Here is a 23,605-nt window from a genome sequence, read left to right as displayed (position 1 = left end):
ATCAGGCGCCCATCGTGTGATCGAAAACGATCTTGGCTCCCAAAGCGATCAGCATCACGCCCCCCGCAATTTCGGCATGGCGGCCGAACCGGTCGCCGGCGCGCTGGCCCAGTTCGATCGCAATGGCCGAAAGAACCGCGGTCACCAGCGCAATCAGGCCGCAAGTGGCAAGCGGCGGGAAATCCATGGTCGGCAAGGTGATCCCGGCAGCAAAGGCATCGATGCTGGTGGCAACGGCGGCTGCGAGGAGGGCAAAGCCTGACAAGCGCGCCGGGCCATCGCCCTCATGCTCGCCGAACCAGATCATCTGGATGCCGAGCGCCGCCAGCAGTCCCCCGGCAATCCAGTGATCCCATGCCTCGACCAGCGGCAGCGCGAAACTGCCGAGCAGCCACCCGGCCAGCGGCATGCCGCCCTGGAAAAGGCCAAAGGCAAGCGCAATCGCTGCGACACTGCGCCAGTCATGGCGAAACCGCGCCCCTTGAGTCAGGGCAACGGCAAAGGCGTCCATCGCCAGGGCCACGGCCAGCGCGAGCGCAGCTATCATCGCCTGCTACCGATTGAGCTATTCCGCCGCCACCGCGTGCGGATCGAACGCCACTGCTTCGCCCGCTTCGATCGCGGCAGCCTTTTCCTCGACCAGCCGGACGATGTGATCGAGCATGTCTTCGCTCTCGATATGGTGGTCCTTGACCCCAGAGAGATAGACCATGTGCTTGCCCGATCCGCCACCGGTCAGACCGATGTCGGTCTCGCGCGCTTCGCCGGGGCCGTTGACCACGCAACCGAGCACCGAAAGGCTCATCGGCGTCTTGATGTGCTCCAGCCGCTTCTCCAGCGCTTCGACCGTGCGGATCACGTCAAAGCCCTGGCGCGAACAGCTGGGGCAGGAAACCACGCGCACGCCGCGGGTGCGCAGGCCGAGCGACTTGAGGATCTCGTAACCCACGCGTACTTCCTGCTCGGGCTCGGCGGAAAGCGAAACGCGGATGGTGTCGCCGATCCCCGCCCACAGCAGGCTGCCGATCCCGATCGAGGACTTGACGGTCCCGCCGATCAGCCCACCCGCCTCGGTAATGCCCAGATGCAGCGGGCAATCGACCGCGTCGGCCAGGCCGTGATAGGCGGCGACGGCCAGAAACACGTCGCTGGCCTTCACTGCCACCTTGTATTCGTGGAAATCATGGTCCTGCAGTAGCTTGATATGGTCGAGCGCGCTCTCGATCAGCGCTTCGGGGCAAGGCTCGCCATATTTCTCGAGCAGGTCCTTCTCGAGGCTGCCCGCATTCACGCCGATGCGGATCGCACAGCCATTGGCCTTGGCCGCGCGGACCACTTCGGCCACGCGCTCTGACGATCCGATATTGCCCGGATTGATCCGCAGGCAGGCCGCACCAGCATCGGCCGCTTCAAGCGCGCGCTTGTAGTGGAAATGGATGTCCGCCACGATCGGCACGCGTGCGGCCTTGGTGATCTTGCCGAAGGCGGCCGTCGCCTCTTCTGTGGGGCACGACACGCGGATGATGTCCGCCCCCGCATCCTCGCAGCGGCGGATCTGGTCGATGGTCGCCACTGCATCTTCGGTTGGCGTGTTGGTCATGGTCTGCACGGTGATCGGCGCGTCGCCGCCCACCGGTACATTGCCGACCATGATCTGGCGGCTCTTGCGACGCATGATGTCGCGCCAAGGTCTCACTGATGACATGCGCCCGCATATAGGCGCCCGCGCGTTACGGGGCAATGACGCCGATCAGCAAACTGCATGCAGTAACAGGCATTACCACCTGACCAATGGCGGCACGGCCAACCGGCCGACGATCGCGGCCAAGGCAACCGGCACTACATGCCACATGCCCAGGTGCGTCACGCTGTCGAGCGGGCAGGACAGCCCGTAAAGCAATGTTCCGATGGCACCGGCTGCGATGCCGGTGAACCAGCCTGCAGCCTGAATCGAAACCGGCGCGCCGCGGCGCAGCCAAAGGGTCAGCGCTGCCCCGGTGAACAATGCCGCAAACAGCGAGGAGCTGACGCAATGCCAGGCGGCACCATCGTTCATCGCGGCGATACCCCGTTCGTGCGACAGGATGCTGGTGACGGCTGCAACCGGCAACACCCCCAACATGGCAAAGGCCCACTTGGGCGCATCATGGCGGTTGCCTACTCCGGGTGAGGCCATGGCGATCGCAGCACCTGCGCTGGCCAGCCCCAGCAGCAGCAACAGCCCGTTGGTGACCCAGAAGAAGGGTGATGCCTCGCCCTGGAACGCTCCGGCCCAAAGGCCTTCGACCAGCGCAACCCCGGACAGGGTGACGAGCGCCGCCAGTGCCACCAGCAATGCGCCGTCGCGCGCCGCGAAGGCGCGCACCGGTGACAGTTCGTCGGTCAGGCCAGCGATCAGGTTGTCGCGGTTGCGGTTCATGTTCATTCTGCTTTCTCGATAATGGACGCAAGCTTCTTGAGCCCGCGATGGATATTCACTTTGACCAGGCTTTCGCTCTGGCCGGTCATTTCGGATACTTCGCGGATCGAATGGCCTTCGATCTTCACCAGCTCGATCACTTCCGCCTGCGTTTCCGGCAAGTAGACGAACAGCCGCTCAAGGCTGACGCGCGCTTCAACGACGTCTTCATCGCTGTCGACGGAGGCGTCATTGTCTTCAAGCAGATCGCTCTCATGTTTGTAGACCTTGCGCAGGTGATCGACCCAGCGATAGCGAGCGATGGCTGCCAGCCACGGCAGGAACGGCCGCGTCCGGTCATAGGTCGCGCGTTTGGCGTGGAGCGCCAGCAGCACGTCCTGCACCAGATCGTCGAGATGATGCGGTGGCACCCGCCGCCGAAAATAGCGCTCAAGCCACATCCCGGCTTCGGACAGCAGCACGTTGTAGGCGCTGCGGTCACCGGCCTGCGCCTTCGCCATCAGGCGGGCAAGCGTGGCTTCGTCTGCAATCATTGGCCGCGCATCCTGTTTGCCAGCTCATCGAGCGACAGGAACCCGCCGCCGCGCGCGATGAGGATGCCTGCTAGCGCCACCCACAGCAAGTGCACGCTCCACCATGCCTCGGGATAGACGAACAGCTGGATCACCAGCGTCATACCCAGCAAGGCAAGCGCGGACAGACGCGTGCCCAGCCCCAGCAGGATCAGGATCGGGAACAGAAATTCCGAATATGTCGCCAGTTGCGCGGCGAGGTCGGACGGGATCAGCGGCACGCCGCTATATTCGTTCTCGAACAGGAAATAGGTGGTGTCGGTAATGTCCAGCAAAGTGCCGTCCTCCACCTTCGTCCGGCCCGAGCGCCAGAATATTCCCGCGAGGGCAAGGCGCGTGACAAACAGCGCAATGCCCTCACCGAACTTGCCTGACACCAGGCTGGCGATACGGTCGTAAAGGGCGATTGCGCTGCTCATGGTTCACCTGTGTCCTTTAGTGGGGCGATCAGCGCTTGATCTCGGTCAGCGAACCATTGCCCTTGGGCGTCTTGGTGGTGGTGCAGGTGCCCTTGGCTACCAGCTTCCAGGCATTGCCCTGGTAATCGCGGGTCGAGGTGCCGGCGCAGCTGGTGCCCGGGCCTGCCGCGCAGTCGTTTTGCCCGGCCTTGGCAATTCCATAGCACTTTTCCATCGGCTGCTTCTGCGCTGCTGCGGGGGTTGCTGCCAGGCCGGCAGCGATACCGGCGGAAATGGCCAGGCCGGCGATCTTGGCTACTGAATTGGTCTTCATCGGGGGCTCTCCATAGATAGGGTTTTGGCGTTGCACGGCGCTTTGCCGGAACTGACACAGGGTTCGCCCGCATTCCTGACCCGGTTACAAAAAGTTTTTCTGTGCCGGGTAACCCGATCCGGTTTCGCTCCGAACCCGTCGATGTCCGCATGGGACACCCCCTGATTGACTGGAGAGAACGATGAACACCCAAACCCGCAAGACCGCTTTTGCCGCGCTCGCAGGCGCAATGGCGCTTTCCTCGGTCGCTGCATTCGGTGCTGAAGCACCAGCTGGCAGCACTGGCAAGGCGCTCAATGCCGACGATACCGTGCATTGCTATGGCCTGCATTCGTGCAAGGGCCAGGCCGACTGCGCCACCACGGAAAATGCCTGCAAGGGCCAGAACGCGTGCAAGGGCCATGGCTTCAAGGCAATGAAGGCTGGTCAGTGCCTCAGCAAGGGCGGCACGATCGGCGATCTTGGCTGATCCACAGCGCACAAGCTAGATGGTCCGGTGCCTTCCGCCCCAAACCCCCGAAGCCCCGAGGAGGTGCCGGACCATCGCCAAAGCTCTCAAGGTCCACCGATGAACGATCCGATCGCACCATTTGGCGGCTTTGGCCTGGGCCTCAGGCGAACGCATTACGCCGATTTCCTCGACCTTGAGGTCGATGTCGATTTCGTAGAGGTGATCAGCGAAAACTATATGGTCGATGGCGGGCGCCCGCTGCGGATCCTCGACCAGGTGCGCGAAAAGCACCCCGTCATCATCCACGGCGTGTCGATGTCGATCGGCTCTGCCGGCGGGCTCGACCCCGAATATCTCGACAGGCTGAAGCGCCTTGAACGCCGGATCGACCCCTTGTGGGTCTCCGACCATCTGTGCTGGACCCGAACCAGCGCGCACAACAGCCATGACCTCTTGCCGCTGCCGCTGACTGAAGAGGCGCTTGAGCTTGTATGCGCCAATATCGATCGCGCACAGGATCACCTGGGCCGCGCGATGCTGTTCGAAAACCCCTCCAGCTATCTCTCCTTCCCCGAAGACGAGCTGGCCGAATGGGAATTCCTCAGCGAAATGGCGCGCCGCACCGGCTGCTACCTGCTGTTGGACGTCAACAATATCTATGTCAGCGCGCAGAACCACGGTTTCAGTGCGGAAGACTATCTCGCCGGCTTGCCGCTTGACCGGGTGCGGCAGATCCACCTGGCCGGGCACACACCCGGCAAAATCATCATCGATACGCATGATCGCGCGGTCTGCGACGAGGTGTGGGCGCTTTATCGGCGCGCCATGGCGATGATCGAACAGCCGGTCGCGACCATGATCGAGCGCGACGACAAGATCCCGCCGCTGCCCGAATTGCTGGCGGAACTGGGGCAGGCGCGCAAACTGGCCTACAGCGCCCGCGCGAGGGTTCCGGCATGAGCGAGTTCCAGACCCTGGCCCAACGGCAAGCCGCATTCATGGCGCAGGTTCTCGATGAAGAGGCACCGCTGCCAACGGGGTGGACCGCGCGTCACGCGGCCGGGATCGCGGTCTATCGCGGGAATTACCGCGCCGGCCTGGTCGAAGCGCTGAAGAATTCGTTCGAACGCACGGCCCGCTGGGTAGGCGACGATGCCTTCCAGCGCGCCGCCGCGCACCACATCATTACCCATCCTCCCCACAGTTGGACGCTCGACGATGTCGGAGCAGGTTTCGATGGCACTTGTGCGGAGCTGTTCGCCAACGATCCCGAAGTTGAAGAGCTGGCATGGCTAGAATGGGCCATGCTTGAAGCGTTTACCGCCGCGAATGTCGAGCCGCTCGATGCTGCGCGCTTCGCGAGCCTTACCGCCGGTTTCGGCGATGCTGAGTGGGCGGGGCTGCGCATCCGCTTCCTGCCTGGTGCCGCCGCGCGCGAGGTCAGGCATGATCTGCGAGCGATCTGGAATGTGCTGGGTGAGGACGTGCTGGAATATCCCGATGCCGCGCTCGACGCGCCTGCCTCGGTGCTGGTGTGGCGCGAAGGCGAGCGCTCGACTTTCATGATGGGGAGCGCCGAGGAGGCGCGTGCTTTCGCCGCGCTCGACGCTGGCATGGCCTATGGCGATCTCTGCCTGATGCTGGCGGGCGATGCGGCGTCAGACGATGAGGTCGAGCAGGCCGCGATGCGCGCCGGGACGATGCTCGGCCGCTGGCTGGGTGAAGGCCTGATCAGCGAAGTGGGCCTTTAAGGCGACTGGCAAGTTCAGCATCGGCGGTTGCCATGTTCATGGCGACCGTTTTTGCTGGCCATTCCCGCTCGCTCATATGTTATGGGCGAGCCATGAAGTCACTCACAGCCTTGCTCGCCGCCCTTGCCATGACCACCGCAACCCCTTCGCAAGCCGAAAACTGGTCGATCGCCATTCATGGCGGGGCCGGTACGCTGGAGCGTGCCAAGATGACGCCCGAGCTCGAAGCCGAGTACGAGGCGGCGCTGCAGGCAGCGCTCGATGCCGGGGCCGATGTTCTCAAGCAAGGCGGCAGCGCGATGGAGGCAATCCAGGCCGCCATCGTCATCCTGGAAGACAATCCGCGTTTCAATGCCGGGCGCGGAGCGGTGTTCACCTGGGACGGCACCAACGAGCTCGACGCCTCGATCATGGACGGCCGCGATCGCAGCGCCGGGGCGGTGGCCGGGGTGAAGACGGTGAAGAACCCGATCCTGCTGGCCGACAAGGTCCGCACCGAGAGCGAACACGTGTTCCTGATGGGCAAGGGCGCCGAGGATTTTTCGGTCGAGAAAGGTTTCGAAGTCACCCCGCCCGAATATTTCGCCACGCCCGCGCGGCGCGAAGCGCTGGAGCGGATGAAGGCGAAGCAGCTGTCAGCGCTCGATGTCGATCACAAGTTCGGCACGGTCGGTGCGGTGGCGCTCGACATGCAGGGCAATCTTGCTGCCGGAACCTCGACCGGCGGGATGACCGGCAAACGCTGGGGGCGGATCGGCGATGCGCCGGTGATCGGCGCGGGGACCTATGCGGATAACCGGAGCTGCGCGGTCTCAGCGACGGGCTGGGGCGAATTCTTTATCCGCGTCGGCGTCGCGCACGAGATTTGCACCCGGCTGCGGCTGGGCATTGCCGCACCGCAGGACGCGGCCGATGCCGTGATGCAGGAAGTTGCCGATCTCGGCGGCGATGGCGGGGTAATCCTTGTCACGCCTGCGGGCGATGCGCTGTTCAGCTTCAACACCAGCGGCATGTATCGCGGCCGCGCGACCAGCGGCGGGATCAACGAAGTGGCGATCTTTGGGGGCGACGCCGCATCATCGGCCGCGCCAGAGCATTAAGCGCTAACCCGCGGCGAAATCAGCCAGCACCCGGCCCACCTGCGCCAACACTGCCTCCGCTGCCGGCTCGACCCGCTCATGCGCGGCACCCGCCCGGAAATACGTGGCAAAGGTAAGCGGAGCGCGATCGGCAGGCGCGACGAAGCCGATATCGACATAAAGGCTGCCCATGCCGGGCCAGGTCGAAGTGCCGGTCTTGTCCCCGGCTCGCCAGTCTTGCGGAATGCCCGCACGCACACGGCGCAGGCCGGTGCGCGTGTCTATCATCCATTGTCGAAGCAGCGCCCGCTGCGCCGCTTGCAGCACATCGCCAAAGCACAGCGCTTCTACCGTCCGACACATCGCCTCGGGCGTGGTGGTGTCGCGCACTTCGCCAGCGGGCACATGGTTCAGCTGCGGTTCGATCCTGTCGAGCCGGCTCTGGCTATCGCCGATCGCACGCCAGAATTCGTTAAGCCGCTCCGGCCCGCCGATTTCGCGCAGCAGGATGTTGGCCGCAGCATTATCGGAGAATTTCTGCGTCGCCTCGGCAAGCTCGAGCAATGTTGCGCCTTGCGCTAGCCGTTCGGTAGCGAAGGGCGAGACGGACATCAGCTCGTCCTCGGCCCATGTTACCTGCCGTTCCGCTTCCTCGATCCCCTGCTGGTCGCGCCACAGCACCAGCGCCGCCAGCGACAGCTTGAACGACGAGGCATGGCCAAACCGCATCGCGCGGTTGTGCCCGATCATCTCTCCGCTGCCCGTATCGAGGAAGGCGACGCCCAGTGTGCCGCCCGATGCCGCCTCAAGGATGCGCAGCCGCGCCGCCAGTCGTCCGGCAGGGGAGGTATCGATCGGCACGCAGCCAGCCAGCCCGAACGCGGCTGCACCGCCCAGCATCATGCGCCGCGAACAGAAATATAGCGCGCTCACGAGAATTTGTCCTTCTTGCGTTTGCCAAAGCGCAAGTCGCCTTCAAGCTTGGCGCGCAGCTGGGCATAGAAGGCTTCAAGGAAGGCGCGCTCGTCGCCGCTGCCCGGTTCCCACCCGATCTTGCGGCAGATCGCGGCATGGACGGAGACGATCGCTTCCTCCTGCCCGTCACGCAGCACACGCTCGAGCGTCTGCAATTCCTGTTCGCCATAGACCGACAGCGCGGCCTCTCCGAAACTGTAGCGGGCGCCGGTCACTTCGCTTGCGCCCGTGGCCGCGCCTTGGGTGGAAAGCGTTGCCGCCAGCCGTGCGCGCGGTGCCTCAACTACCCAGGTGCCCGCGATCACATCGCCCGCGCGCATCGCGTCGCGGTTGAAAAAGGGGAAGGCCATGAAAATGGCGAACCAGATCATGCCAGCGACGCCCGCGCTGCCCATCTCCCCCGTGGGCGCGACCTGCAGGAATACCAGCGGCAGGAAAAGCTCGATATCGCGCAGCAGGTTGCGCGCGATTACCGCTTCGGCGCTCAGCTGGCCGCCGTCACGGGCAGCCACGCGGATGCCGACGATGCGCTTGCCCGGCGTCGCGCCGCGTGGGCCGAGCTCAAAGCCCAGGAAATAGCCATAGCGAGCAAGGAAGCCGAGTAGGATCACGAATACAATCACGAATTCGGCAGCGCCCAGCACTTTGCCATCCTCATCGGTCATGAGTTGTTCCAGCAGGTCGCCCAGGATCCAGACCATCACCATGCCGATCACCAGCATGCCGAAGAAAATGATCGTGAAATCGAGCACCAGCGCGCCGATCCGCGATCCGCGTGAGGCAATCGTCAGCGGCAGGGCCAACCCTTCCGGGGTGAGGACGTGCCGCCGCCGCTTGGCGAGCGAAGCCGGGATCATGGTGGGCGAGTAATTGCTCATGTTCCGTCCCCGCTGCGGTTACGCGGGCGGTAGGCAAAGAAATAGGCGAGCCACAAAGCCAGCATGGTGCCGCCGATCAGCAGGCGGTCGCTGGTCGAGCCGACCAGTTGGCGGGTAAAGCCTTCAAGGAAAGCTGCCACCAGCAGCATCAGCACAACACCGCTCATCACCACCGCCGCGCGCCGCCCGCCTTGTTGCGCCGCCGCCATGATCGACCGCTCGCCGGGGAAGGCCATCGATCGGCCGATGTGCAGCCCGGCCGCACCCGCCAGCAGGATCGCGAAGAGTTCGGTGGTGCCGTGCACGCTCAGCCAGGCGCTGAATTCCAGCGTCAGCCCGGCGCCGCTGAAGACGAACAGCATTGCACCCAGCAGCGCCATATTGTGGACCAGCAGCATCAGCGAGGGGATGCCGAACGCAAAGCCGAGCGCAAAGGCCAGGATCGCCACCCCGGCGTTGTTGCTGAACAGATAGGCCGCGAACATCGACAACCCGTCAGCATTGGCCTCGGTACCCAGCGTTTCCAGCAATTGCTCGCGATCCGCGCCCGGCACGCGCGGCCCGGCCATTTCCGGCGAGACCAGCGACCAGAACCACTCCTTGTCGCGCGCCACCAGCAACCAGCCGACCACAGTGCCCGCCACCATCGCTGCCAGCGCGATGCACAGGTCCAGCCAGATCTCGCGCACGGCGCGGCTCCAGCCGCCCAGCAGGAACCCGCGCAGCCAGCCCCACAGTCCGGTTTGCGGGCCATAGACCTGGAACCAGGCGCGCTGGACCAGCGATTCCAGATAAGCCAGCGTCGCCGCATCGAGCGAGGTCTCGCGCGCCACCGCCAGGCTGGAGGCAGCGGTGCGATAGAGCGCGGGCAGTGCCAGCAGGTCTTCGTCGCTGACGCGACGCATCGATCCGCCTTCCATCCGCGCCAGGATCGCTTCCAGCCGGCGCCATTCGCCTTCGCGTTCCAGCCGGAACCGGTCGGATCGCAGCACGGCGCTGGCGGCATCGGGCGGGGCCTCGATTTCCCCGGGGCGCCGCCATCTGGCGAGGAGCGGCGCCTTCATCCGATCGCCTCATGGCGCTTGATCGCGAAATAGCGATCGATCAGTTGCGGGCCGATCTGCCGCCAGGGCGCTTCGACCACATCCACGCCCAGCCGCCGCAAGCGTTCAAGCACCAGCGCGCGCTGGCGCGCCAGCGTGTCGGCCGTGACACTGCGCGCCAGCGTGGTGAGGTCTGCAGGGGCGGCGTGGACGAATTGCTCGATCTCGCTATCGGCGATCGTCACGAACAGCACGACATGATGGCGCACCAGCCGGCCCAGGCTTTCCACCATCAGCTCAGCCGCGGTGGGGTCGGTGAAATCCGAAAACAGCACCACCATGGATCGCCGCCGCAGCTTGCTGGTCAGCTGCGCCATCGCCAGCGTGAAATTGGGTTCGGTCGTATGGTAATCGAGCCCGGCGGCCGCGCTTTGCAGGCGCGGAAAGGCGCGGGTCTCGCTGATGAAAGGCGTCATCAGGCCGGGCCGTTGGGCAAAACCGAACAGCGCCACGCGGTCGCCGCCCTTGAGCGCGACATAGGCGCAGGTGAGCGCTGCCGAGACCGCCCGGTCGATCCGCGGCAAGCCATCGACCGGTTCGCACATCGCCTGCCCGCAATCGAAGGCGAAGACGATCTGGTTGTTGCGTTCGGCTTCGTTTTCGCGCGCGTAGAGCCTGGTGTGGCGGGCGCTCGCCTTCCAGTCGATCCAGCGACGGTCCATGCCCGGTTCGTATTCGCTCAAGGCTTCGAACTGGCTGCCTTCGCCGCGCAGCCGCCGCGCGATCAGGCCCAACTGGGCATTGCGCAGGAAGGTCTGCAAATCGCGGCTGCGCACCGGCGACAGATCGGGCCAGATGCGCACTGCCAGGTCAAGCTCGCGCTGGACCTGGCGCACGCCCAGTCCCAGCGGGCCGTGCCAGCGCAGCCACGCGCGCCCGATCGTGCCGGTGCCGCGCCGCACCGGCGTTGCTCTGTGGGTTCCTGCAAAGCTGCCGGAAGGACCATCGGCCCGAAGATCGAACTGCATCCGCCCGTCGCCGCCCAGTCGCGGATCAGCCTCTATCGCGGCTTCGATCCGCCGCGGCGTGACTGACCCTGCAAACCGTCCTGATACGCTTATCGCTAGCGGTTCGCCCACTTCCGTATCGCCAGGCGCATCCACCCGCCAATCCTGCACCTCACCCGCCATCCAAGCGTCGAGCAGCATTAGCACCAGCAGAGCCACCGCGGCGATTGGGGCGATCACCCATGCACCGGGCGCGGCGGCGGCGATCACCAGCGCAACCGGCGCCAGCAGCGCCACCGTCCACGCCGCGCGCTCGGTTGGTACAAGGGGCAGGTCGAACCTCATGGGCTCAGCGCGGCGCCTCGGTGCTTTCAACCAGCTCGCTCACCAGCGCTTCGATGTCGCGCCCTTCGATCTCGGCTGCCGCGCTCAGGCTTAGGCGGTGGCGCAAGGTGGAAATGGCGAGCGCCTTGACGTCATCGGGGATCACGTAATCGCGCCCCTCCAGCGCGGCGCGGGCGCGTGCGGCATTGGCCAACAGCACCGCCGCACGCGGGCTGGCGCCCACGGCCAAGTCGGCATGCTCGCGGGTCGCACGCACCAGCCGCACGACATAGTCGATCACTTCCTGCGAGGCGGTAACGCCGGCGATAACCTTGCCCGCACGCGCCAGCAGCGCGGGGTCGGCAACGGCGCTCACGCCAAGGTCGGCAGGGCGCGGCGGGCCCTGATACTGGCCATAGCGGCTGACGATCGCCGCTTCCTCCTCGGCCGCGGGATAGGGCACCAGCAGCTTGAACAGGAACCGGTCAAGCTGCGCCTCTGGCAAGGGATAGACCCCCTGGTTTTCGATCGGATTCTGCGTCGCCACCACCATGAAGTGATCGGGCAACTGATGCGTTTCGCCATCCAGCGTCACCCGCCGCTCCTGCATGGCTTCCAGCAAGGCGGCTTGCGTCTTGGGCGGGGTGCGGTTGATCTCGTCCGCCAGCAGCAGGTCGCAGAAGATCGGGCCGCGCGTCAGCGTGAACTGGCTGGTCTGGAAATTGAACAGGTTGGAGCCGAGGATGTCACCCGGCAGCAGGTCGGGCGTGAACTGGATCCGGCCGAAATCGAGCCCCAGCGTCGAGGCAAAGCTTTGCGCCAGTAGGGTTTTGGCGGTGCCCGGCGGGCCTTCGAGCAGCACATGGCCCTGGCTCACCAGCGCGATCAGCAAATGGGCGAGCAGGTCGGATTGGCCGACGATGGCCTTGCCCACTTCGGTGCGGATCGCGCTCGCCAGTTCGCGCAATTCGTCCAGCGACATGGGAGTGGCAGGATCGCTCATCGGGTCAGTTTCCTCTCAAGTTCGTGCAGGTGCGCGGCGGCACCGAGGATTTCGGATGGTTTGCGCGCTTGCCGCAGGGCCTCGGCGCGGATCGAAAAGGGCTCGTCTTCGGGCAGGCGGCGGCGCAGCGCTTCGTCGATGGCCTGCGGCGTGGGATGCGGCAGGCCGAGTAGCCGCCCGAGCCGCCGGGCTGAAAGCTCGGCATAGGGCGCGGTGAGCAGGGGCAGCCGCCGCGCGCGCAGCACCAGCCGCGCCCCGCTGGTGATCAGCCGGCTCTTGCCGAATGCGCTGGCGGGTGCCTCTGCCCGCGCCGGTCCGAAGCGCAGGAAAGCCCGCCAGCCGACCACGATCAGCGCCGCAATCAGGCACAGCGTGGCCGCGAGGAAGGGCGGGCGAAAGGCCAGGGTGAGCAGGTTCTGCGTTGCGCCCAGGCCGTTGAGCGTCAGGTCGAAAGTGACCGGCATTTCCTCGCCGTAGCCCGCTTCCCGCACCAGTGCGAGTGCCAGTGCCGCCCGCGCCGGATCGGCCAGTCCGTAATTGTTCAGCAAGTCCGGCTCGGCAACGAAAATGACTTGCTCGACATATTCGTCATCCCCGCCGCCATTGGCATAATCGTCTGCGATAAACGCCAGCACCTTGCCTGAGCCGTCGCGCACCAAAGTAACGAAATCGCCCTTGGGCTGGGCATAGGCCAGCGTCTCGGTCGGCGTTGCGCCGGAATAATCGAGCCCGCTCCACCGCGCGGGGCGGGGCCGCTCCTCTTCCAGCGTGTGGGTGAAGGAGTAACCGCCGGTCAATCGGGTGGCCCAGCCGGCTTCGCTGGCGAAACCGAGCTTGACCCATTCGGGTTTGACCTTGCCCTTGAGCTGTTCGGGCAGTTCGCGGCCGAACGGCATGGCCCACCATTTGGGCAAAATGACCATGGTCGGGCCGACATAGCGGCGCTGCTCAAGGATTGCCCCCAGCTCTTCCGCGTCGGTATACATCGGCGGTGTCAGCACCAGAAGATCGCGCGTCTCAAGCGCGGTCGGGCTGCGCGATTGCGTCACCTTATAGCCTTGCGCTTTGAGCAACTGCGCCAGGGCGGCATAGCCATTGAGCCCCTTCGATGCGGCATGCGCGCCGCCATCGCCAGAGCGGTTGCCGGTGTCGCCCGCGCCGATGAAATAGAGCAGCGCGAGGAAAGACAGCGCCCCGATCACGACGATCGCCAGCACCGCGCGCGGCGAAAAGGGAGAGGCTGCGCGGGCGCTCATGCCGCAACCCTGTCAAGCCGGGCCAGCGCAAATTCGGCATACGCGGCGCGCGCGGCCTCCCAATCGCTGCGTTCCAGCGCGCGCAAAGCGAACAGGCTGCGTTCGACCCGCTCCGAAATCGTCAGGAAGGCATGGCGTGCGGCATCGGGCAGGGCGGGCAGCCGCGCCAGTTCGCGCGCGGTCGAGGAAGGCGGCACCCAGTCCGGCCGCGCAGTGGCGATCTGGTTGACGCTGCGCAGCAGCAGCAAGTGGGTCGCCTCGTCATAGCGGCCTTCGGCGGCCAGCCGGTCGGCATCGGCGAGCAAGGCCAGCGCGGCTTTCTGTTCGGGCTGCCATTCGGCTGCCTCTGCGGTTTCCTCCGCCTTGCGCTTGCGCCACGCCAGCGGATCAAGGAAACGCCACAGCGCATAGAGGAACGCTGCGACCAGCAGTCCCAGCAGCACCCAGCGCAGAACCGGCCATGCTTCACCCAAAGCGCCGCCAAGCAAATCGCCGACAAGCTCGCGCAGCCAGTCGAAAAAGCGCTCGATCGCGCCCGGTTCACGCGGAGGCTGTTCGGGAATGGTTACGGGCGCAAACTGGATCGTGTCGTCGGCGCGCAATTGCTCCCAACCTACGGGGGCCGTGCCACCCGGTGAAGCCTGAGCTGCTGCAACCGCCATCACCGCCTTGTTGGCACGCCCTGACGTGCCGTGCAACCTGCTTGCCGCAGGCAATACTATATTTTGGAAAGCAGAGACTTAGCCGCGCTTGCGGGCCTGGCGATAGCTGCCGAGTATCGTCAGCTCTTTACTATGAAAGGCCAGTTCCTCCAGCGCGCGGTCAATGCGCGGGTCGCCTGGTGCGCCGATGATATCGGCATAGAACATCGAGGCGGAAAAACTGGTGCCCTTCTGGTAGCTTTCCAGCTTGGTCATGTTGACGCCATTGGTCGCGAAGCCGCCCAGCGCCTTGTAGAGCGCGGCGGGGATATTCTTTACTTCGAAGATGAAGGTGGTGATCGCCTCTTCACCTGCCAACGTGGCAGGATCGATCTCCTCGCGAGCGCAGATCACGAAGCGGGTCATGTTGTCCGGCGAATCCTGCACATGCTCCTCGGCGATCTCCAGCCCGTAGAGTTCGGCCGCAATTGGTGGCGATACGGCTGCCAGCGTGGGATCGCCTTTTTCCGCCACGAAGGCTGCGGCGCCCGCCGTATCGGCATAGCTCATCGGCACGATCCCGCGTTCGCGCAGGAACACGCGCGACTGGCCCAGTGCCTGCGGGTGGCTGTAAGCGGCGGTATAGGGTCCCTTGCCCACGCCCATCAGGGCATGATCGATCGGCATGAAATATTCGCCTACGATCTTAAGCCCGCTTTCCGGCAGCAGGAAATGGATATCGGCCACCCGGCCATGCTGCGAATTCTCGATCGGGATGATCGCGCAGCCTGCCTTGCCAGCCTTCACCGCGTCCAGCGCATCCTCGAAACTGAAGCAGGGCAGCGGCAGGCATTCGGGGCAAGCCTCCAGCGCGGCGCGGTGCGAATTGGCACCGGGCGAGCCCTGGAAGGCGATCGCGCGCGCCGGATCGGCGGCGGCCGATTCGCGCATCTTTTCGACCATCGCCAATGCCGGAGCGGGAAAACTGTGCATGGAGGATGCTGCTATCGCTCGCAGTGGCATGCCGCAACCCCGCTTGCGCATCCTGCAACAGATAGTGCCGTGATCGGTCTTGCTATGGCGCGCACTGCCGACTAGAGCGGCCACCATTCTTTTCAAAGTCAGTTCGCGGACAAGAATCTACCATGGACGATCGTTTCAATACCGCCGCCGGTTGGGTGCTCTTTGCCGGTATCATCGCGCTGGGCCTGTCGGTGCTCAGCGGCAAGTATTTCCACGGCGACAAGGCCGAACGGCCCGAGCAGTTGGGCTATGTCATCGAAGGCGCTGAAACCGAGGATGACGGTGCAGGCGCGGGCCCGGACCTGGGCACTTTGCTGGCGTCGGCAACTGCAGAAGCAGGCGAGAAGGTCTTCGCCAAGTGCTCTGCCTGCCACACGATCGAACAGGGCGGCGCCAACGGCATCGGCCCCAATCTGTGGGCGGTCATGGGCACGGAAGTTGGCAAGCACATGGCCGGTTATGCATATAGCCCGGCGCTTTCGGGCCATGGCGGCAGCTGGACCTGGGAAAACATGGACGCGTGGCTCAAGAACCCGCGCGCCTTTGCTGACGGCACCAAGATGAGCTTTGCCGGCCTCAGCAGCGCGGAAGATCGCGCTAACCTGATGGTCTATATGGAAAGCATGGGCGGCGCGCCGGCGCGTCCGGCTCCGGCGGTAGTGGAAGAGGCTCCGGCCGAAGACGCAGCAGCCGAAGGCGAAGCGGCTGAAGGCGAAGCTGCCGAGGGTGAAGCTGCTCCGGCTGACGCTGCAGCCTGATCTTCCTCCAATAGTCTAGCGCCAAGGGGCCGTGCGAGACGATCGCGCGGCCCTTTGTTTTTGCGCTGTCAGGACCCAGCCTCGCCGCCCTTGTAGCCCTGCGCGATGACATACCATTCGGAAGAGCCCTTGCGGCTGGCGGGCGGCTTGGCGTGTTTCACCGTCTTGAAATGCGTCTTCAGCAGCTTGAGCAATTCGGTGTCGGTCCCGCCCGCCAGCACCTTGGCCACGAAAGTGCCGCCGGGGGCGAGATTGTCGATCGCGAACCATGCCCCAGCCTCGACCAGGCCCATGGTGCGCAAATGATCGGTCTGCTTGTGACCGACGGTGTTTGCCGCCATGTCTGACAGGATCAAGTCCGCCTTGCCGCCCAGCGCTTCTTCCAGTGCGGCAGGGGCGGCATCGTCCATGAAGTCCATCTGGAAGATCGTGACGCCTTCGATCGGTTCGGTCGGCAGCAGGTCGATCCCGACCACCGTGGCTTTCGGCGCCAGCTTGCGCACCACCTGGCTCCAGCCGCCCGGGGCGATGCCCAGGTCGACCACGCGTTTCGCACCGCGGATCAGGCCGAATTTCTCGTCCAGCTCGATCAGCTTATAGGCCGCGCGGCTGCGGTAGCCCTCCGCCTTGGCCTGCTTGACATAGGGATCGTTGAGCTGGCGCTCGAGCCAGCGAACCTGTGACGCAGTGCGCCCCTTGGCGGTCTTGACCCGCTTGTCAGGGTTGCGGCCCGAACGGCTCACTTCGAATAGCCCAGCGACGGGTCACGCGCCGGCCAGGCGGGCCGGTTCTCATGCAGCGGATGCGGATGGGCCAGCTCATGCGCCATCAGGCTACGCAATATGCCTTCGCGGATGCCGCGGTCGGCCACGCCAAGCCGGGTCGCCGGCCAGATGTCGATGATCGAATCGAGGATCGCGCATCCGGCCACCACCAGTTCGGCCCGGTCTCGCCCAATGCAGGGAACTTCGCTCCGTTCTTCGGGCGACAGGCCCGCCAGCTTCCCCGTTATCACGCGCATCGACTGGGCGGGGACGATCAGGCCGTCCACGGCGTTGCGGTCATATTGCGGCAGGCCCAGGTGCAGGCTGGCCAACGTTGTTACCGTGCCGCTGGTGCCCAGCAGGCGCAGATCGCCTTGTTTGGCAGCCGGTGCAATGCGGTCGGCAAAGGCGGCGAAGCTGTCGCGCACCACGCGGCGCATCTCGGCATAGCGCGCGGCGCGCTCCTCGGCGGTGCCTTCGACCCTGCCGACCGTATCGGTCAGCGAGACTACACCCCAGGGCACGCTCAGCCAGTCGACCATTTCAGGCACGCCGCTGCCCTGTTCAAGCAGGACCAGTTCAGTCGACCCGCCGCCGATGTCGAAGATGATCGCCGGGCCGGTGCCGGGCTCCAGCAGGATCTGGCAGCCGAGTACCGCCAGCCGCGCTTCCTCTTCCGCGCTGATAATGTCGAGCGCGATGCCGGTTTCCTCGCGCACGCGGGCAATGAAAGCCTCGCCATTGGCAGCGCGGCGGCACGCCTCGGTCGCCACCGAGCGGGCGAGGTAGACATTGCGGCGGCGCAATTTCTCCGCGCACACCGATAGCGCTTGCACCGTGCGGTCCATCGCCGCATCGCTCAACCGGCCTGATTTGGCCAGTCCTTCGCCCAGCCGCACCACACGGCTGAAGGCGTCGATCACGGTAAAGCTGTCCCCCGATGGCCGGGCGATCAGCAGGCGGCAATTGTTGGTGCCAAGGTCCAGCGCGGCATAGGCCTGGCCAGGGCGCGGGCCGGGCTGATTGAAGGGCTTGGGCGCAGGTGGGCGATTCGCCGGCTTGGCGCCACGATCGCTGTTGCTGCGTGGACCGGACGGCTTGACGCGCGGATTTTGTGCCCGCGCGGCCTTGGGTTCATTGGGCTTGGCGGGGCGCTTGTAGCGGAAATCGGCTACCTTGCCGGACTTACCGCCCCTTTTTGAGCCTGCCCTGTTTTTACCGTCCGGCGGAGAAAAATCCGCCATATCAATACTTTCTTTCCTCCCGCTGCTTTTCGCGCACGGGGACCTGAAATCTGGTTACCTTAGGGAAGGGCGCGGGGCAAGCCATGCGGGCGACAGGCCTTGACCTTGCCGCTAGCTAAAACTAGATGCACGCACCGCTCAGGCTGGCCCGATCAAGGCCGCGCAAGGCAATTGCCCCGTCGTCTAATGGTAAGACTACGGACTCTGACTCCGTCAATTGAGGTTCGAATCCTCACGGGGCATCCAGCCATAACGCCACAAGTTGCAACGCTGTTCATCAGCGCCCACGGGGCACGGTCGATCTTGGCTTGCCGATGCCGCATGCCCGCCCTAGGTCACTGGCCATGGACAAGAAAATCAAAGAACACGATCTGGTAGACCACAAGTTCTACCATGCCGGGCAGGAAGCGCCGTTCCAGGAATGCACTGAAGACCCCGGTACGCCGCAGACGCGCCATCCGGCCTATCGGCTGGCCTTTGCCGACAATGATTTCCTGCTGCGCGACGAATTGCGCCCGGTGCGTTTCCAGCTTGAGCTGCTCAAGCCCGAAATGCTGCTGGAAGAGGCGGGCGTCGGGTCAACGCTGGTGATGTATGGTTCAGCCCGTATTCCTTCGCCAGAGGAAGCAGATAGACTCGTGGCCGAAGCCTCTGACGAGCGCCGCCCGATCGCGGAACGGCTGGCCGCGAATTCGAAATACTACACCGAAGCCTATAAGCTTGCGCGGCAGGTAAGCGAGCTGGCGATCGTCGAGAATGGCAAGCGCCAGTTCGTGATCTGCTCGGGCGGTGGCCCTTCGATCATGGAAGCGGCCAATCGCGGTGCCAGCGATGCCGGGGCAGAATCGATCGGGCTTAATATCTCGCTCCCGCATGAGCAGTATCCCAACGCCTATGTCACGCCCTACCTCAGCTTCCAGTTCCACTACTTCGCGCTACGCAAGCTGCATTTCCTGTTACGTGCACGTGCTGTCGCCGTATTCCCCGGCGGCTTCGGCACGCTCGACGAATTCCTGGAACTGCTGACGCTGATCCAGACCGGCAAGATGAAGCCGATCCCGGTGCTGCTGTTCGGCAAGGACTTCTGGAGCCGCGTGATCAATTTCGACGCGCTGGTGGAAGAAGGCACGATCAACCGCGAGGATCTCGACCTGTTCAAATGGTGTGAGAGCGCGGATGAGGCATGGTGCCACATCGCGGAATTCTACGATCTGGAATGCTGACCGCGGGCTAGCCGCCGCGCACCGCCTGGTGACCGAGCGGGCCGCTGCCTGATCCGAACCCGGGCGCGGCCTCGATCGCGCGGTAGACGAAATTGCGCGCCAGTGTGATTGCGTGCTCCAGCGGCTGGCCATGCGCCAGTAGCGTGGCGATGGCAGCTGACAGGGTGCAGCCCGTGCCATGGGTGTGGCGCGTGTCGATCCGCGCATGGCTGTATTGCAGCGCCTTGCCGTCTGGCGCGACGAGCATGTCGATCACCTGTTGCGTCTCGGTATGGCCGCCTTTGGCTAGGACATGGCAGCCATAGCTGCGCGCCAATTGCCCGGCGGCGCTTTCCATCAACCCGCTGTCGCGCAATTCGCGCTCGGCCATATGTTCGAGCTCGGGCAGGTTGGGGGTCAGCAGCGTCGCGCGCTCGAACAGCAGGTCTTCGATCGCGGCCATGGCATCGGGCGCGATCAGCGGCGAGCCGGAGGTAGCGATCATCACCGGATCGAGCACCACCGGCGTGCCTTCGGGCAGCGTGTCGAGTGCGGCGGCAACATGTTCGATGATGTCGCGATCGTGCAGCATGCCGATCTTGACAGCATCGACCCCGATATCCGCGACACAGGAGGCGATCTGCTGCGCAACGAAAGCGCCTGACAGCGGCGTGATCGCCTGCACGCCCACGCTGTTTTGCGCGGTCGCGGCGGTGATCGCGGTCATCGCGTAGCCGCCCAGCATGGTGATCGTCTTGATGTCGGCCTGGATCCCCGCGCCGCCCGAACTGTCGGACCCGGCGATGCTGAGGATGCGCGGCGGGGGTTTGGCACTCATCCCAAAAGTCATCCGGCGTGCTTGCGCTCAGTCGATGGGGGAAATTTCTCGTGCAGCTTTTTAGCGCGTGTGGGCCGGTCCATCAGCTCTCCGCCGCAATTGGGGCAGGCATCGTCTAGCGCTTCGGCGCAAGTGGCGCAGAAGGTGCATTCGAAGCTGCAGATGAAAGCGCCGGGCGCTTCTGCCGGAAGGTCCGTGCCGCAGCTTTCGCAATCGGGGTGCATTTCCAGCATCAGCCTGCTTCCTTCACCGCTGCACAGATCCTGTCGACCACGTTTTCGACCTGGGCCGCGTCGTCCCCTTCGGCCATTACGCGGATCACCGGTTCCGTGCCCGAGGGGCGGATCACCAGGCGGCCATTGCCCGCCAGTTCCGCCTCGGCCTCGGCAATGACCGCCTTGACCATGGCATTCTCGAGCGGCGCACCGCCCACATAGCGGACGTTCTTGAGCAATTGCGGCACCGGATCGAACAGGTGGAGCAGCTCGCTCGCGGGCTTGCCCGATCGCACCAGCCCCGCGAGCACGCGCAGCGCGGCGACGGTGCCATCGCCGGTGGTCGCGTGATCGAGCAGGATCATATGGCCCGACTGTTCGCCGCCCAGGTTGAAGCCGCCTTCCTTCATCCGCTCCAGCACATAGCGGTCACCCACCTTGGTCCGCTCAAGCGTCAGACCCTTGCTCGCCAGGTATCGTTCCAGGCCCAGGTTCGACATCACGGTTGCCACCACGCCGCCACCGGTCAGCGTGCCTTTCTCCAGCATCCGCGTGGCGATCAGCGCCATCAGCAGGTCGCCATCGACCTTGTGGCCCTTCTCGTCGACCACGATCAGCCGGTCAGCATCGCCATCGAGCGCGATGCCGACGTGCGCCCCCTCTTCGATGACCTTGGCCTGCAGCGCTTCGATCGAGGTTGAGCCGACCCCGGCATTGATGTTGAGGCCATTGGGGTTGACGCCGATCGGGATCACCTCCGCGCCCAATTCCCAGATCGCCGTGGGCGCAACCTTGTAGGCCGCGCCATGCGCGCAATCGATCACGACTTTGAGGCCATCAAAGCTGACGTCCGACGCGACCGATTGCTTGACCGCATGGATGTAGCGCCCGGCGGCATCGTCAACGCGCCATGCGCGCCCGATTCGCGCCGGTTCAGCCAATTGTGGTTCGGATTCGATCAATGCTTCGATCGCCAGTTCATCCGCATCCGACAGCTTGAACCCGTCCGGCCCGAACAGCTTGATGCCATTGTCCTCGTATGGATTGTGACTGGCAGAGATCATCACGCCCATATCAGCGCGCATTTCGCGGGTCAGCATGGCGATGGCAGGGGTGGGCAGCGGCCCGGTGAGGATCACGTCCATGCCCACGCTGGTAAACCCTGCGACCAGCGCATTCTCCATCATATAGCCTGACAGGCGCGTATCCTTGCCAATTACCACGCGGTGGCGGTGGTCGCCGCGCAGGAAATGTGCGCCTGCGGCCTGCCCCACGCGCATCGCCATGGCAGCGGTCATCACGCCATCGTTGGTGCGCCCCCTGATCCCGTCGGTGCCAAAAAACTTGCGGCCCATGTCTTACCTTGTAGCAGGATTTGAAATGATGGATTTGTCATGCCGCGTGGCGAAGGCAATGTCACGCCCGGTCACGGCCAGGGGAAGGTTTTTACGCAATGAATGAAGCTGCGGGATCGAGCGCATTTCCAGAGATCAGGGTTCCCGCAGCGCTTACTTTTGGCGGGCTGGTGCTGGGGATCGCGCTCGGCATCGCCGTGCAGGGCAATGCTGCGGCAGCGGAGTGGGTCAATGTCGCGGAAAAGATCGGCGACCTTTGGCTCACCGCGCTCAAGCTGACGATCCTGCCGCTGGTGATCGGGCTGGTGTTCACCGGCATTTCGCAAACGCTGGCTGCGGCTGGCGGCGGCGCGCTTGCACGGCGCGCGGTGGTGCTGTTCATGGTAGTGTTGCTGGCCAGCGGGCTGATGGCGTCGCTGCTGGTCCCGGCCTTGCTAGAGATTGCCCCCATTCCCGTGCGTGCGGCAGAAGCGCTGAGCGGCGGTGCGGTCGATACCGGAGCTGTTCCGGGCTTCTTCGAAATCCTGTCCGCGATGTTCCCGGACAATATCTTCGCTGCCGCATCGGGCGGTGCGATGCTGCCGGTTGTCGTTTTCACGGCGCTGTTCGCAGTCGCTGCGACACAGATTGCAGAAGCGCCGCGGCAGCAATTACGCGCGCTGTTCGAAGGGCTGGCGATGGCGATGATGGTGGTCGTAGGCTGGGTGCTGATGCTGGCCCCCATCGGCGTGTTCGGGCTGGCGGTGTCGCTTGGTGCAAAGACCGGGGCCGATGCGATTGGTGGGCTGGCGCATTACATCCTGGTTGTCAGCGCCGCCGGGGCGGTGGTGCTGATCGCCGCCTATGTCCTGGCAATGACGCTGGGCGGACAGCGCCCGCTAGCGTTTGCGCGGGCGATGGTGCCCGTCCACGCGGTGGCGATCTCGACCCAGTCCTCGCTGGCCAGTCTGCCGGCCATGTTGGCGGCATCGCACAGGCTGGGAGTTCGGGATTCGACCGCAGATTTCGTCTTGCCGCTGGCAGTGGCGATCTTTCGCGCCACCAGCCCGGCGATGAACCTGGGGGTGGCGCTTTATGTCGCCTATCTCACAGGTACGCCAATCACCTTATGGGCGATCGGGGCCGGCATCCTAGTCGCTTTTCTCGTTTCGCTCAGCTCGGTTTCGCTGCCCGGCACGCTCAGCTTCATCGTTTCCGTGGGGCCGATTGCCATGGCCATGGGCATCCCGATCGAGCCGCTGGCATTGCTGGTGGCGGTCGAGATGCTGCCTGACATCATGCGCACGCTGGGCAATGTAACCATGAACGTCGCGGTGACTTCCACGGTTGATCGCGGCTCGCGCAGCTGATCCGACTCCCAGCAAGCCAGGTTGCATTCTTTGCACGACAACCCGTGCAACCATGTCCGGCCCCATGCGTTGTTTAATTGAAGCTATTCAAATTATTCAATAAATGGAGACATCATGGCTATCGAGCTGATCCCGCTGCCCTATGAACCTGACGCACTGACCCCCGCTATTTCGGCAGAGACGCTGTCCTTTCACTACGGCAAGCACCATCAGGCCTATGTCGACAAGACCAACGCCGCGATCGAAGGCACCGCCCACGCGGAACAGCCACTCGAGGCAATCATCGCTGCGGCGCGCGATGTCGATACGGGCCTGTTCAACAATGCCGCACAAAGCTGGAACCATGCATTCTACTGGCATTCGATGAGCCCAGATGGGGGGGCGCCATCAGGTGAATTGGCGGAGAAGATCGACACGGCGTTCGGTTCGCTCGACGGCTTGAAGGAACAGCTCAAGGCGCGCGGTGCGGGCCACTTCGCCAGCGGCTGGGTGTGGCTGGCGGAGAAGGACGGAATGCTCTCGATCCAGGAAACGCATGACGGCGACACGCTGGCTGACGGTGACCACAATCCGTTGCTGACGATCGACGTGTGGGAGCACGCCTATTATCTCGACCACCAGAACAAGCGCCCCGCCTATCTCGATGCAGTAATCGACGGCAAACTCAACTGGACTTTCGCTGCCGAGAACCTCGCGCGCGGCTCGATTTGGACTTACCCGGCCTGA

27 protein-coding genes and 1 tRNA gene are annotated in these 23,605 nt (G+C 64.5%); 9 read left to right on the top strand and 19 right to left on the bottom strand.

Annotated elements, in window-relative coordinates; all coding sequences use genetic code 11:
- Nucleotide 1: 1 nt before the first annotated feature.
- From G6N82_RS06470 to G6N82_RS06445, 6 genes are all read right to left on the bottom strand, one after another.
- Nucleotides 2–547 (bottom strand): manganese efflux pump MntP family protein, encoded by a 546-nt coding sequence (locus G6N82_RS06470; RefSeq protein ID WP_165194884.1) that lies wholly within the window; start codon nucleotides 545–547, stop codon nucleotides 2–4.
- Nucleotides 548–565: 18 nt separating this feature from the next.
- Nucleotides 566–1,705, bottom strand: a complete 1,140-nt coding sequence (gene ispG, locus G6N82_RS06465; protein ID WP_165194883.1) for a flavodoxin-dependent (E)-4-hydroxy-3-methylbut-2-enyl-diphosphate synthase — start codon at nucleotides 1,703–1,705, stop codon at nucleotides 566–568.
- A gap of 72 nt (nucleotides 1,706–1,777) precedes the next feature.
- Nucleotides 1,778–2,419 carry a DUF1109 domain-containing protein gene (locus G6N82_RS06460; RefSeq protein WP_165194882.1) on the bottom strand — a complete coding sequence of 214 codons (642 nt, stop codon included), beginning with the start codon at nucleotides 2,417–2,419 and terminating at the stop codon, nucleotides 1,778–1,780.
- Between the two features lie 2 nt (nucleotides 2,420–2,421).
- Entirely contained in the window at nucleotides 2,422–2,952 is a 531-nt protein-coding gene (locus tag G6N82_RS06455; protein WP_165194881.1) for a sigma-70 family RNA polymerase sigma factor, read from the bottom strand.
- Nucleotides 2,949–3,410, bottom strand: coding sequence for a DoxX family protein (locus G6N82_RS06450; RefSeq protein WP_165194880.1), 462 nt, complete (start codon nucleotides 3,408–3,410; stop codon nucleotides 2,949–2,951). The genes G6N82_RS06455 and G6N82_RS06450 overlap by 4 nt, the downstream gene beginning before the upstream one ends.
- A gap of 28 nt (nucleotides 3,411–3,438) precedes the next feature.
- Nucleotides 3,439–3,723 (bottom strand): DUF2282 domain-containing protein, encoded by a 285-nt coding sequence (locus G6N82_RS06445; RefSeq protein WP_165194879.1) that lies wholly within the window; start codon nucleotides 3,721–3,723, stop codon nucleotides 3,439–3,441.
- A 181-nt stretch (nucleotides 3,724–3,904) separates the two neighbouring features.
- Here G6N82_RS06445 and G6N82_RS06440 point away from each other — a divergent pair, with 181 nt between their 5' ends.
- The 4 genes from G6N82_RS06440 (at nucleotide 3,905) to G6N82_RS06425 (ending at nucleotide 7,025) form a co-directional block, all read left to right on the top strand.
- Nucleotides 3,905–4,192 carry a hypothetical protein gene (locus tag G6N82_RS06440; RefSeq protein ID WP_165194878.1) on the top strand — a complete coding sequence of 96 codons (288 nt, stop codon included), beginning with the start codon at nucleotides 3,905–3,907 and terminating at the stop codon, nucleotides 4,190–4,192.
- Nucleotides 4,193–4,291: 99 nt separating this feature from the next.
- Nucleotides 4,292–5,134 (top strand): DUF692 domain-containing protein, encoded by an 843-nt coding sequence (locus tag G6N82_RS06435; protein WP_165194877.1) that lies wholly within the window; start codon nucleotides 4,292–4,294, stop codon nucleotides 5,132–5,134.
- Nucleotides 5,131–5,925, top strand: a complete 795-nt coding sequence (locus G6N82_RS06430) for a putative DNA-binding domain-containing protein (RefSeq protein WP_165194876.1) — start codon at nucleotides 5,131–5,133, stop codon at nucleotides 5,923–5,925. The genes G6N82_RS06435 and G6N82_RS06430 overlap by 4 nt, the downstream gene beginning before the upstream one ends.
- Nucleotides 5,926–6,017: 92 nt before the next feature.
- Entirely contained in the window at nucleotides 6,018–7,025 is a 1,008-nt protein-coding gene (locus tag G6N82_RS06425) for an isoaspartyl peptidase/L-asparaginase (RefSeq protein WP_165194875.1), read from the top strand.
- A gap of 3 nt (nucleotides 7,026–7,028) precedes the next feature.
- Here G6N82_RS06425 and bla read toward each other — a convergent pair whose 3' ends face one another.
- From bla to G6N82_RS06385, 8 genes are all read right to left on the bottom strand, one after another.
- A complete protein-coding gene (gene bla, locus G6N82_RS06420) occupies nucleotides 7,029–7,937 on the bottom strand; it encodes a class A beta-lactamase (protein ID WP_241255219.1) in 909 nt (302 codons plus the stop codon).
- A complete protein-coding gene (locus tag G6N82_RS06415; protein WP_241255218.1) occupies nucleotides 7,934–8,857 on the bottom strand; it encodes an RDD family protein in 924 nt (307 codons plus the stop codon). Before G6N82_RS06415 ends, bla begins: the two co-directional genes overlap by 4 nt.
- Nucleotides 8,854–9,921, bottom strand: coding sequence for a stage II sporulation protein M (locus G6N82_RS06410; protein WP_165194874.1), 1,068 nt, complete (start codon nucleotides 9,919–9,921; stop codon nucleotides 8,854–8,856). Before G6N82_RS06410 ends, G6N82_RS06415 begins: the two co-directional genes overlap by 4 nt.
- Nucleotides 9,918–11,252 (bottom strand): DUF58 domain-containing protein, encoded by a 1,335-nt coding sequence (locus tag G6N82_RS06405; RefSeq protein WP_165194873.1) that lies wholly within the window; start codon nucleotides 11,250–11,252, stop codon nucleotides 9,918–9,920. Before G6N82_RS06405 ends, G6N82_RS06410 begins: the two co-directional genes overlap by 4 nt.
- Before the next feature lie 4 nt (nucleotides 11,253–11,256).
- Complete coding sequence (locus G6N82_RS06400) at nucleotides 11,257–12,234, bottom strand: MoxR family ATPase (RefSeq protein WP_165194872.1); 978 nt, start codon at nucleotides 12,232–12,234, stop codon at nucleotides 11,257–11,259.
- On the bottom strand, nucleotides 12,231–13,490 hold the full coding sequence (locus G6N82_RS06395; RefSeq protein ID WP_165194871.1) for a DUF4350 domain-containing protein: 1,260 nt from the start codon (nucleotides 13,488–13,490) through the stop codon (nucleotides 12,231–12,233). The genes G6N82_RS06400 and G6N82_RS06395 overlap by 4 nt, the downstream gene beginning before the upstream one ends.
- The gene (locus tag G6N82_RS06390; protein ID WP_165194870.1) at nucleotides 13,487–14,152 is read right to left on the bottom strand and encodes a hypothetical protein; all 666 of its coding nucleotides are present in this window, start codon (nucleotides 14,150–14,152) and stop codon (nucleotides 13,487–13,489) included. The genes G6N82_RS06395 and G6N82_RS06390 overlap by 4 nt, the downstream gene beginning before the upstream one ends.
- Before the next feature lie 78 nt (nucleotides 14,153–14,230).
- A complete protein-coding gene (locus tag G6N82_RS06385; protein ID WP_165194869.1) occupies nucleotides 14,231–15,124 on the bottom strand; it encodes a prephenate dehydratase in 894 nt (297 codons plus the stop codon).
- A 152-nt stretch (nucleotides 15,125–15,276) separates the two neighbouring features.
- Between G6N82_RS06385 and G6N82_RS06380 the strand changes: the two genes are divergently transcribed.
- The gene (locus G6N82_RS06380) at nucleotides 15,277–15,912 is read left to right on the top strand and encodes a cytochrome c family protein (RefSeq protein ID WP_165194866.1); all 636 of its coding nucleotides are present in this window, start codon (nucleotides 15,277–15,279) and stop codon (nucleotides 15,910–15,912) included.
- Nucleotides 15,913–15,980: 68 nt separating this feature from the next.
- Here G6N82_RS06380 and G6N82_RS06375 read toward each other — a convergent pair whose 3' ends face one another.
- A complete protein-coding gene (locus tag G6N82_RS06375) occupies nucleotides 15,981–16,655 on the bottom strand; it encodes an RlmE family RNA methyltransferase (protein WP_165194863.1) in 675 nt (224 codons plus the stop codon).
- The gene (locus G6N82_RS06370; RefSeq protein WP_165194861.1) at nucleotides 16,652–17,920 is read right to left on the bottom strand and encodes a Ppx/GppA phosphatase family protein; all 1,269 of its coding nucleotides are present in this window, start codon (nucleotides 17,918–17,920) and stop codon (nucleotides 16,652–16,654) included. Before G6N82_RS06370 ends, G6N82_RS06375 begins: the two co-directional genes overlap by 4 nt.
- A 172-nt stretch (nucleotides 17,921–18,092) precedes the next feature.
- Here G6N82_RS06370 and G6N82_RS06365 point away from each other — a divergent pair.
- Nucleotides 18,093–18,166, top strand: a tRNA-Gln gene (locus G6N82_RS06365).
- Nucleotides 18,167–18,264: 98 nt separating this feature from the next.
- Nucleotides 18,265–19,143 (top strand): LOG family protein, encoded by an 879-nt coding sequence (locus G6N82_RS06360; RefSeq protein WP_165194859.1) that lies wholly within the window; start codon nucleotides 18,265–18,267, stop codon nucleotides 19,141–19,143.
- Nucleotides 19,144–19,150: 7 nt separating this feature from the next.
- On the opposite strand, the gene thiD is transcribed toward G6N82_RS06360, so the two are convergent.
- From thiD to glmM, 3 genes are read right to left on the bottom strand one after another with little or no spacing between them, the layout of a single operon-like run.
- A complete protein-coding gene (gene thiD, locus G6N82_RS06355) occupies nucleotides 19,151–19,960 on the bottom strand; it encodes a bifunctional hydroxymethylpyrimidine kinase/phosphomethylpyrimidine kinase (protein ID WP_165194857.1) in 810 nt (269 codons plus the stop codon).
- Nucleotides 19,961–19,968: 8 nt separating this feature from the next.
- On the bottom strand, nucleotides 19,969–20,193 hold the full coding sequence (locus G6N82_RS06350) for a DUF1272 domain-containing protein (protein ID WP_165194855.1): 225 nt from the start codon (nucleotides 20,191–20,193) through the stop codon (nucleotides 19,969–19,971).
- A complete protein-coding gene (gene glmM, locus G6N82_RS06345; RefSeq protein WP_165194853.1) occupies nucleotides 20,193–21,530 on the bottom strand; it encodes a phosphoglucosamine mutase in 1,338 nt (445 codons plus the stop codon). The genes G6N82_RS06350 and glmM overlap by 1 nt, the downstream gene beginning before the upstream one ends.
- Before the next feature lie 98 nt (nucleotides 21,531–21,628).
- Here glmM and G6N82_RS06340 point away from each other — a divergent pair, with 98 nt between their 5' ends.
- Both G6N82_RS06340 and G6N82_RS06335 read left to right on the top strand, forming a co-directional pair.
- Entirely contained in the window at nucleotides 21,629–22,879 is a 1,251-nt protein-coding gene (locus G6N82_RS06340; protein WP_165194851.1) for a cation:dicarboxylase symporter family transporter, read from the top strand.
- A gap of 114 nt (nucleotides 22,880–22,993) precedes the next feature.
- Nucleotides 22,994–23,605, top strand: coding sequence for a superoxide dismutase (locus G6N82_RS06335; RefSeq protein ID WP_165194849.1), 612 nt, complete (start codon nucleotides 22,994–22,996; stop codon nucleotides 23,603–23,605).

It is taken from the genome of Altererythrobacter sp. BO-6 (assembly GCF_011047315.1).
Classification (GTDB): domain Bacteria; phylum Pseudomonadota; class Alphaproteobacteria; order Sphingomonadales; family Sphingomonadaceae; genus Erythrobacter.
This window is presented reverse-complemented; position numbering and strand designations above follow the sequence as displayed.

Excerpts from the sequence above, each read along its gene's own strand:
- G6N82_RS06470 (WP_165194884.1), bottom strand. The coding sequence starts at position 547 with ATGATAGCTGCGCTCGCGCTGGCCGTGGCCCTGGCGATGGACGCCTTT.
- ispG (WP_165194883.1), bottom strand. The coding sequence starts at position 1,705 with ATGTCATCAGTGAGACCTTGGCGCGACATCATGCGTCGCAAGAGCCGC.
- G6N82_RS06460 (WP_165194882.1), bottom strand. The coding sequence starts at position 2,419 with ATGAACCGCAACCGCGACAACCTGATCGCTGGCCTGACCGACGAACTG.
- G6N82_RS06455 (WP_165194881.1), bottom strand. The coding sequence starts at position 2,952 with ATGATTGCAGACGAAGCCACGCTTGCCCGCCTGATGGCGAAGGCGCAG.
- G6N82_RS06450 (WP_165194880.1), bottom strand. The coding sequence starts at position 3,410 with ATGAGCAGCGCAATCGCCCTTTACGACCGTATCGCCAGCCTGGTGTCA.
- G6N82_RS06445 (WP_165194879.1), bottom strand. The coding sequence starts at position 3,723 with ATGAAGACCAATTCAGTAGCCAAGATCGCCGGCCTGGCCATTTCCGCC.
- G6N82_RS06440 (WP_165194878.1), top strand. The coding sequence starts at position 3,905 with ATGAACACCCAAACCCGCAAGACCGCTTTTGCCGCGCTCGCAGGCGCA.
- G6N82_RS06435 (WP_165194877.1), top strand. The coding sequence starts at position 4,292 with ATGAACGATCCGATCGCACCATTTGGCGGCTTTGGCCTGGGCCTCAGG.
- G6N82_RS06430 (WP_165194876.1), top strand. The coding sequence starts at position 5,131 with ATGAGCGAGTTCCAGACCCTGGCCCAACGGCAAGCCGCATTCATGGCG.
- G6N82_RS06425 (WP_165194875.1), top strand. The coding sequence starts at position 6,018 with ATGAAGTCACTCACAGCCTTGCTCGCCGCCCTTGCCATGACCACCGCA.
- G6N82_RS06415 (WP_241255218.1), bottom strand. The coding sequence starts at position 8,857 with ATGAGCAATTACTCGCCCACCATGATCCCGGCTTCGCTCGCCAAGCGG.
- G6N82_RS06410 (WP_165194874.1), bottom strand. The coding sequence starts at position 9,921 with ATGAAGGCGCCGCTCCTCGCCAGATGGCGGCGCCCCGGGGAAATCGAG.
- G6N82_RS06405 (WP_165194873.1), bottom strand. The coding sequence starts at position 11,252 with ATGAGGTTCGACCTGCCCCTTGTACCAACCGAGCGCGCGGCGTGGACG.
- G6N82_RS06400 (WP_165194872.1), bottom strand. The coding sequence starts at position 12,234 with ATGAGCGATCCTGCCACTCCCATGTCGCTGGACGAATTGCGCGAACTG.
- G6N82_RS06395 (WP_165194871.1), bottom strand. The coding sequence starts at position 13,490 with ATGAGCGCCCGCGCAGCCTCTCCCTTTTCGCCGCGCGCGGTGCTGGCG.
- G6N82_RS06390 (WP_165194870.1), bottom strand. The coding sequence starts at position 14,152 with ATGGCGGTTGCAGCAGCTCAGGCTTCACCGGGTGGCACGGCCCCCGTA.
- G6N82_RS06385 (WP_165194869.1), bottom strand. The coding sequence starts at position 15,124 with ATGCACAGTTTTCCCGCTCCGGCATTGGCGATGGTCGAAAAGATGCGC.
- G6N82_RS06380 (WP_165194866.1), top strand. The coding sequence starts at position 15,277 with ATGGACGATCGTTTCAATACCGCCGCCGGTTGGGTGCTCTTTGCCGGT.
- G6N82_RS06370 (WP_165194861.1), bottom strand. The coding sequence starts at position 17,920 with ATGGCGGATTTTTCTCCGCCGGACGGTAAAAACAGGGCAGGCTCAAAA.
- G6N82_RS06360 (WP_165194859.1), top strand. The coding sequence starts at position 18,265 with ATGGACAAGAAAATCAAAGAACACGATCTGGTAGACCACAAGTTCTAC.
- thiD (WP_165194857.1), bottom strand. The coding sequence starts at position 19,960 with ATGAGTGCCAAACCCCCGCCGCGCATCCTCAGCATCGCCGGGTCCGAC.
- G6N82_RS06350 (WP_165194855.1), bottom strand. The coding sequence starts at position 20,193 with ATGCTGGAAATGCACCCCGATTGCGAAAGCTGCGGCACGGACCTTCCG.
- glmM (WP_165194853.1), bottom strand. The coding sequence starts at position 21,530 with ATGGGCCGCAAGTTTTTTGGCACCGACGGGATCAGGGGGCGCACCAAC.
- G6N82_RS06340 (WP_165194851.1), top strand. The coding sequence starts at position 21,629 with ATGAATGAAGCTGCGGGATCGAGCGCATTTCCAGAGATCAGGGTTCCC.
- G6N82_RS06335 (WP_165194849.1), top strand. The coding sequence starts at position 22,994 with ATGGCTATCGAGCTGATCCCGCTGCCCTATGAACCTGACGCACTGACC.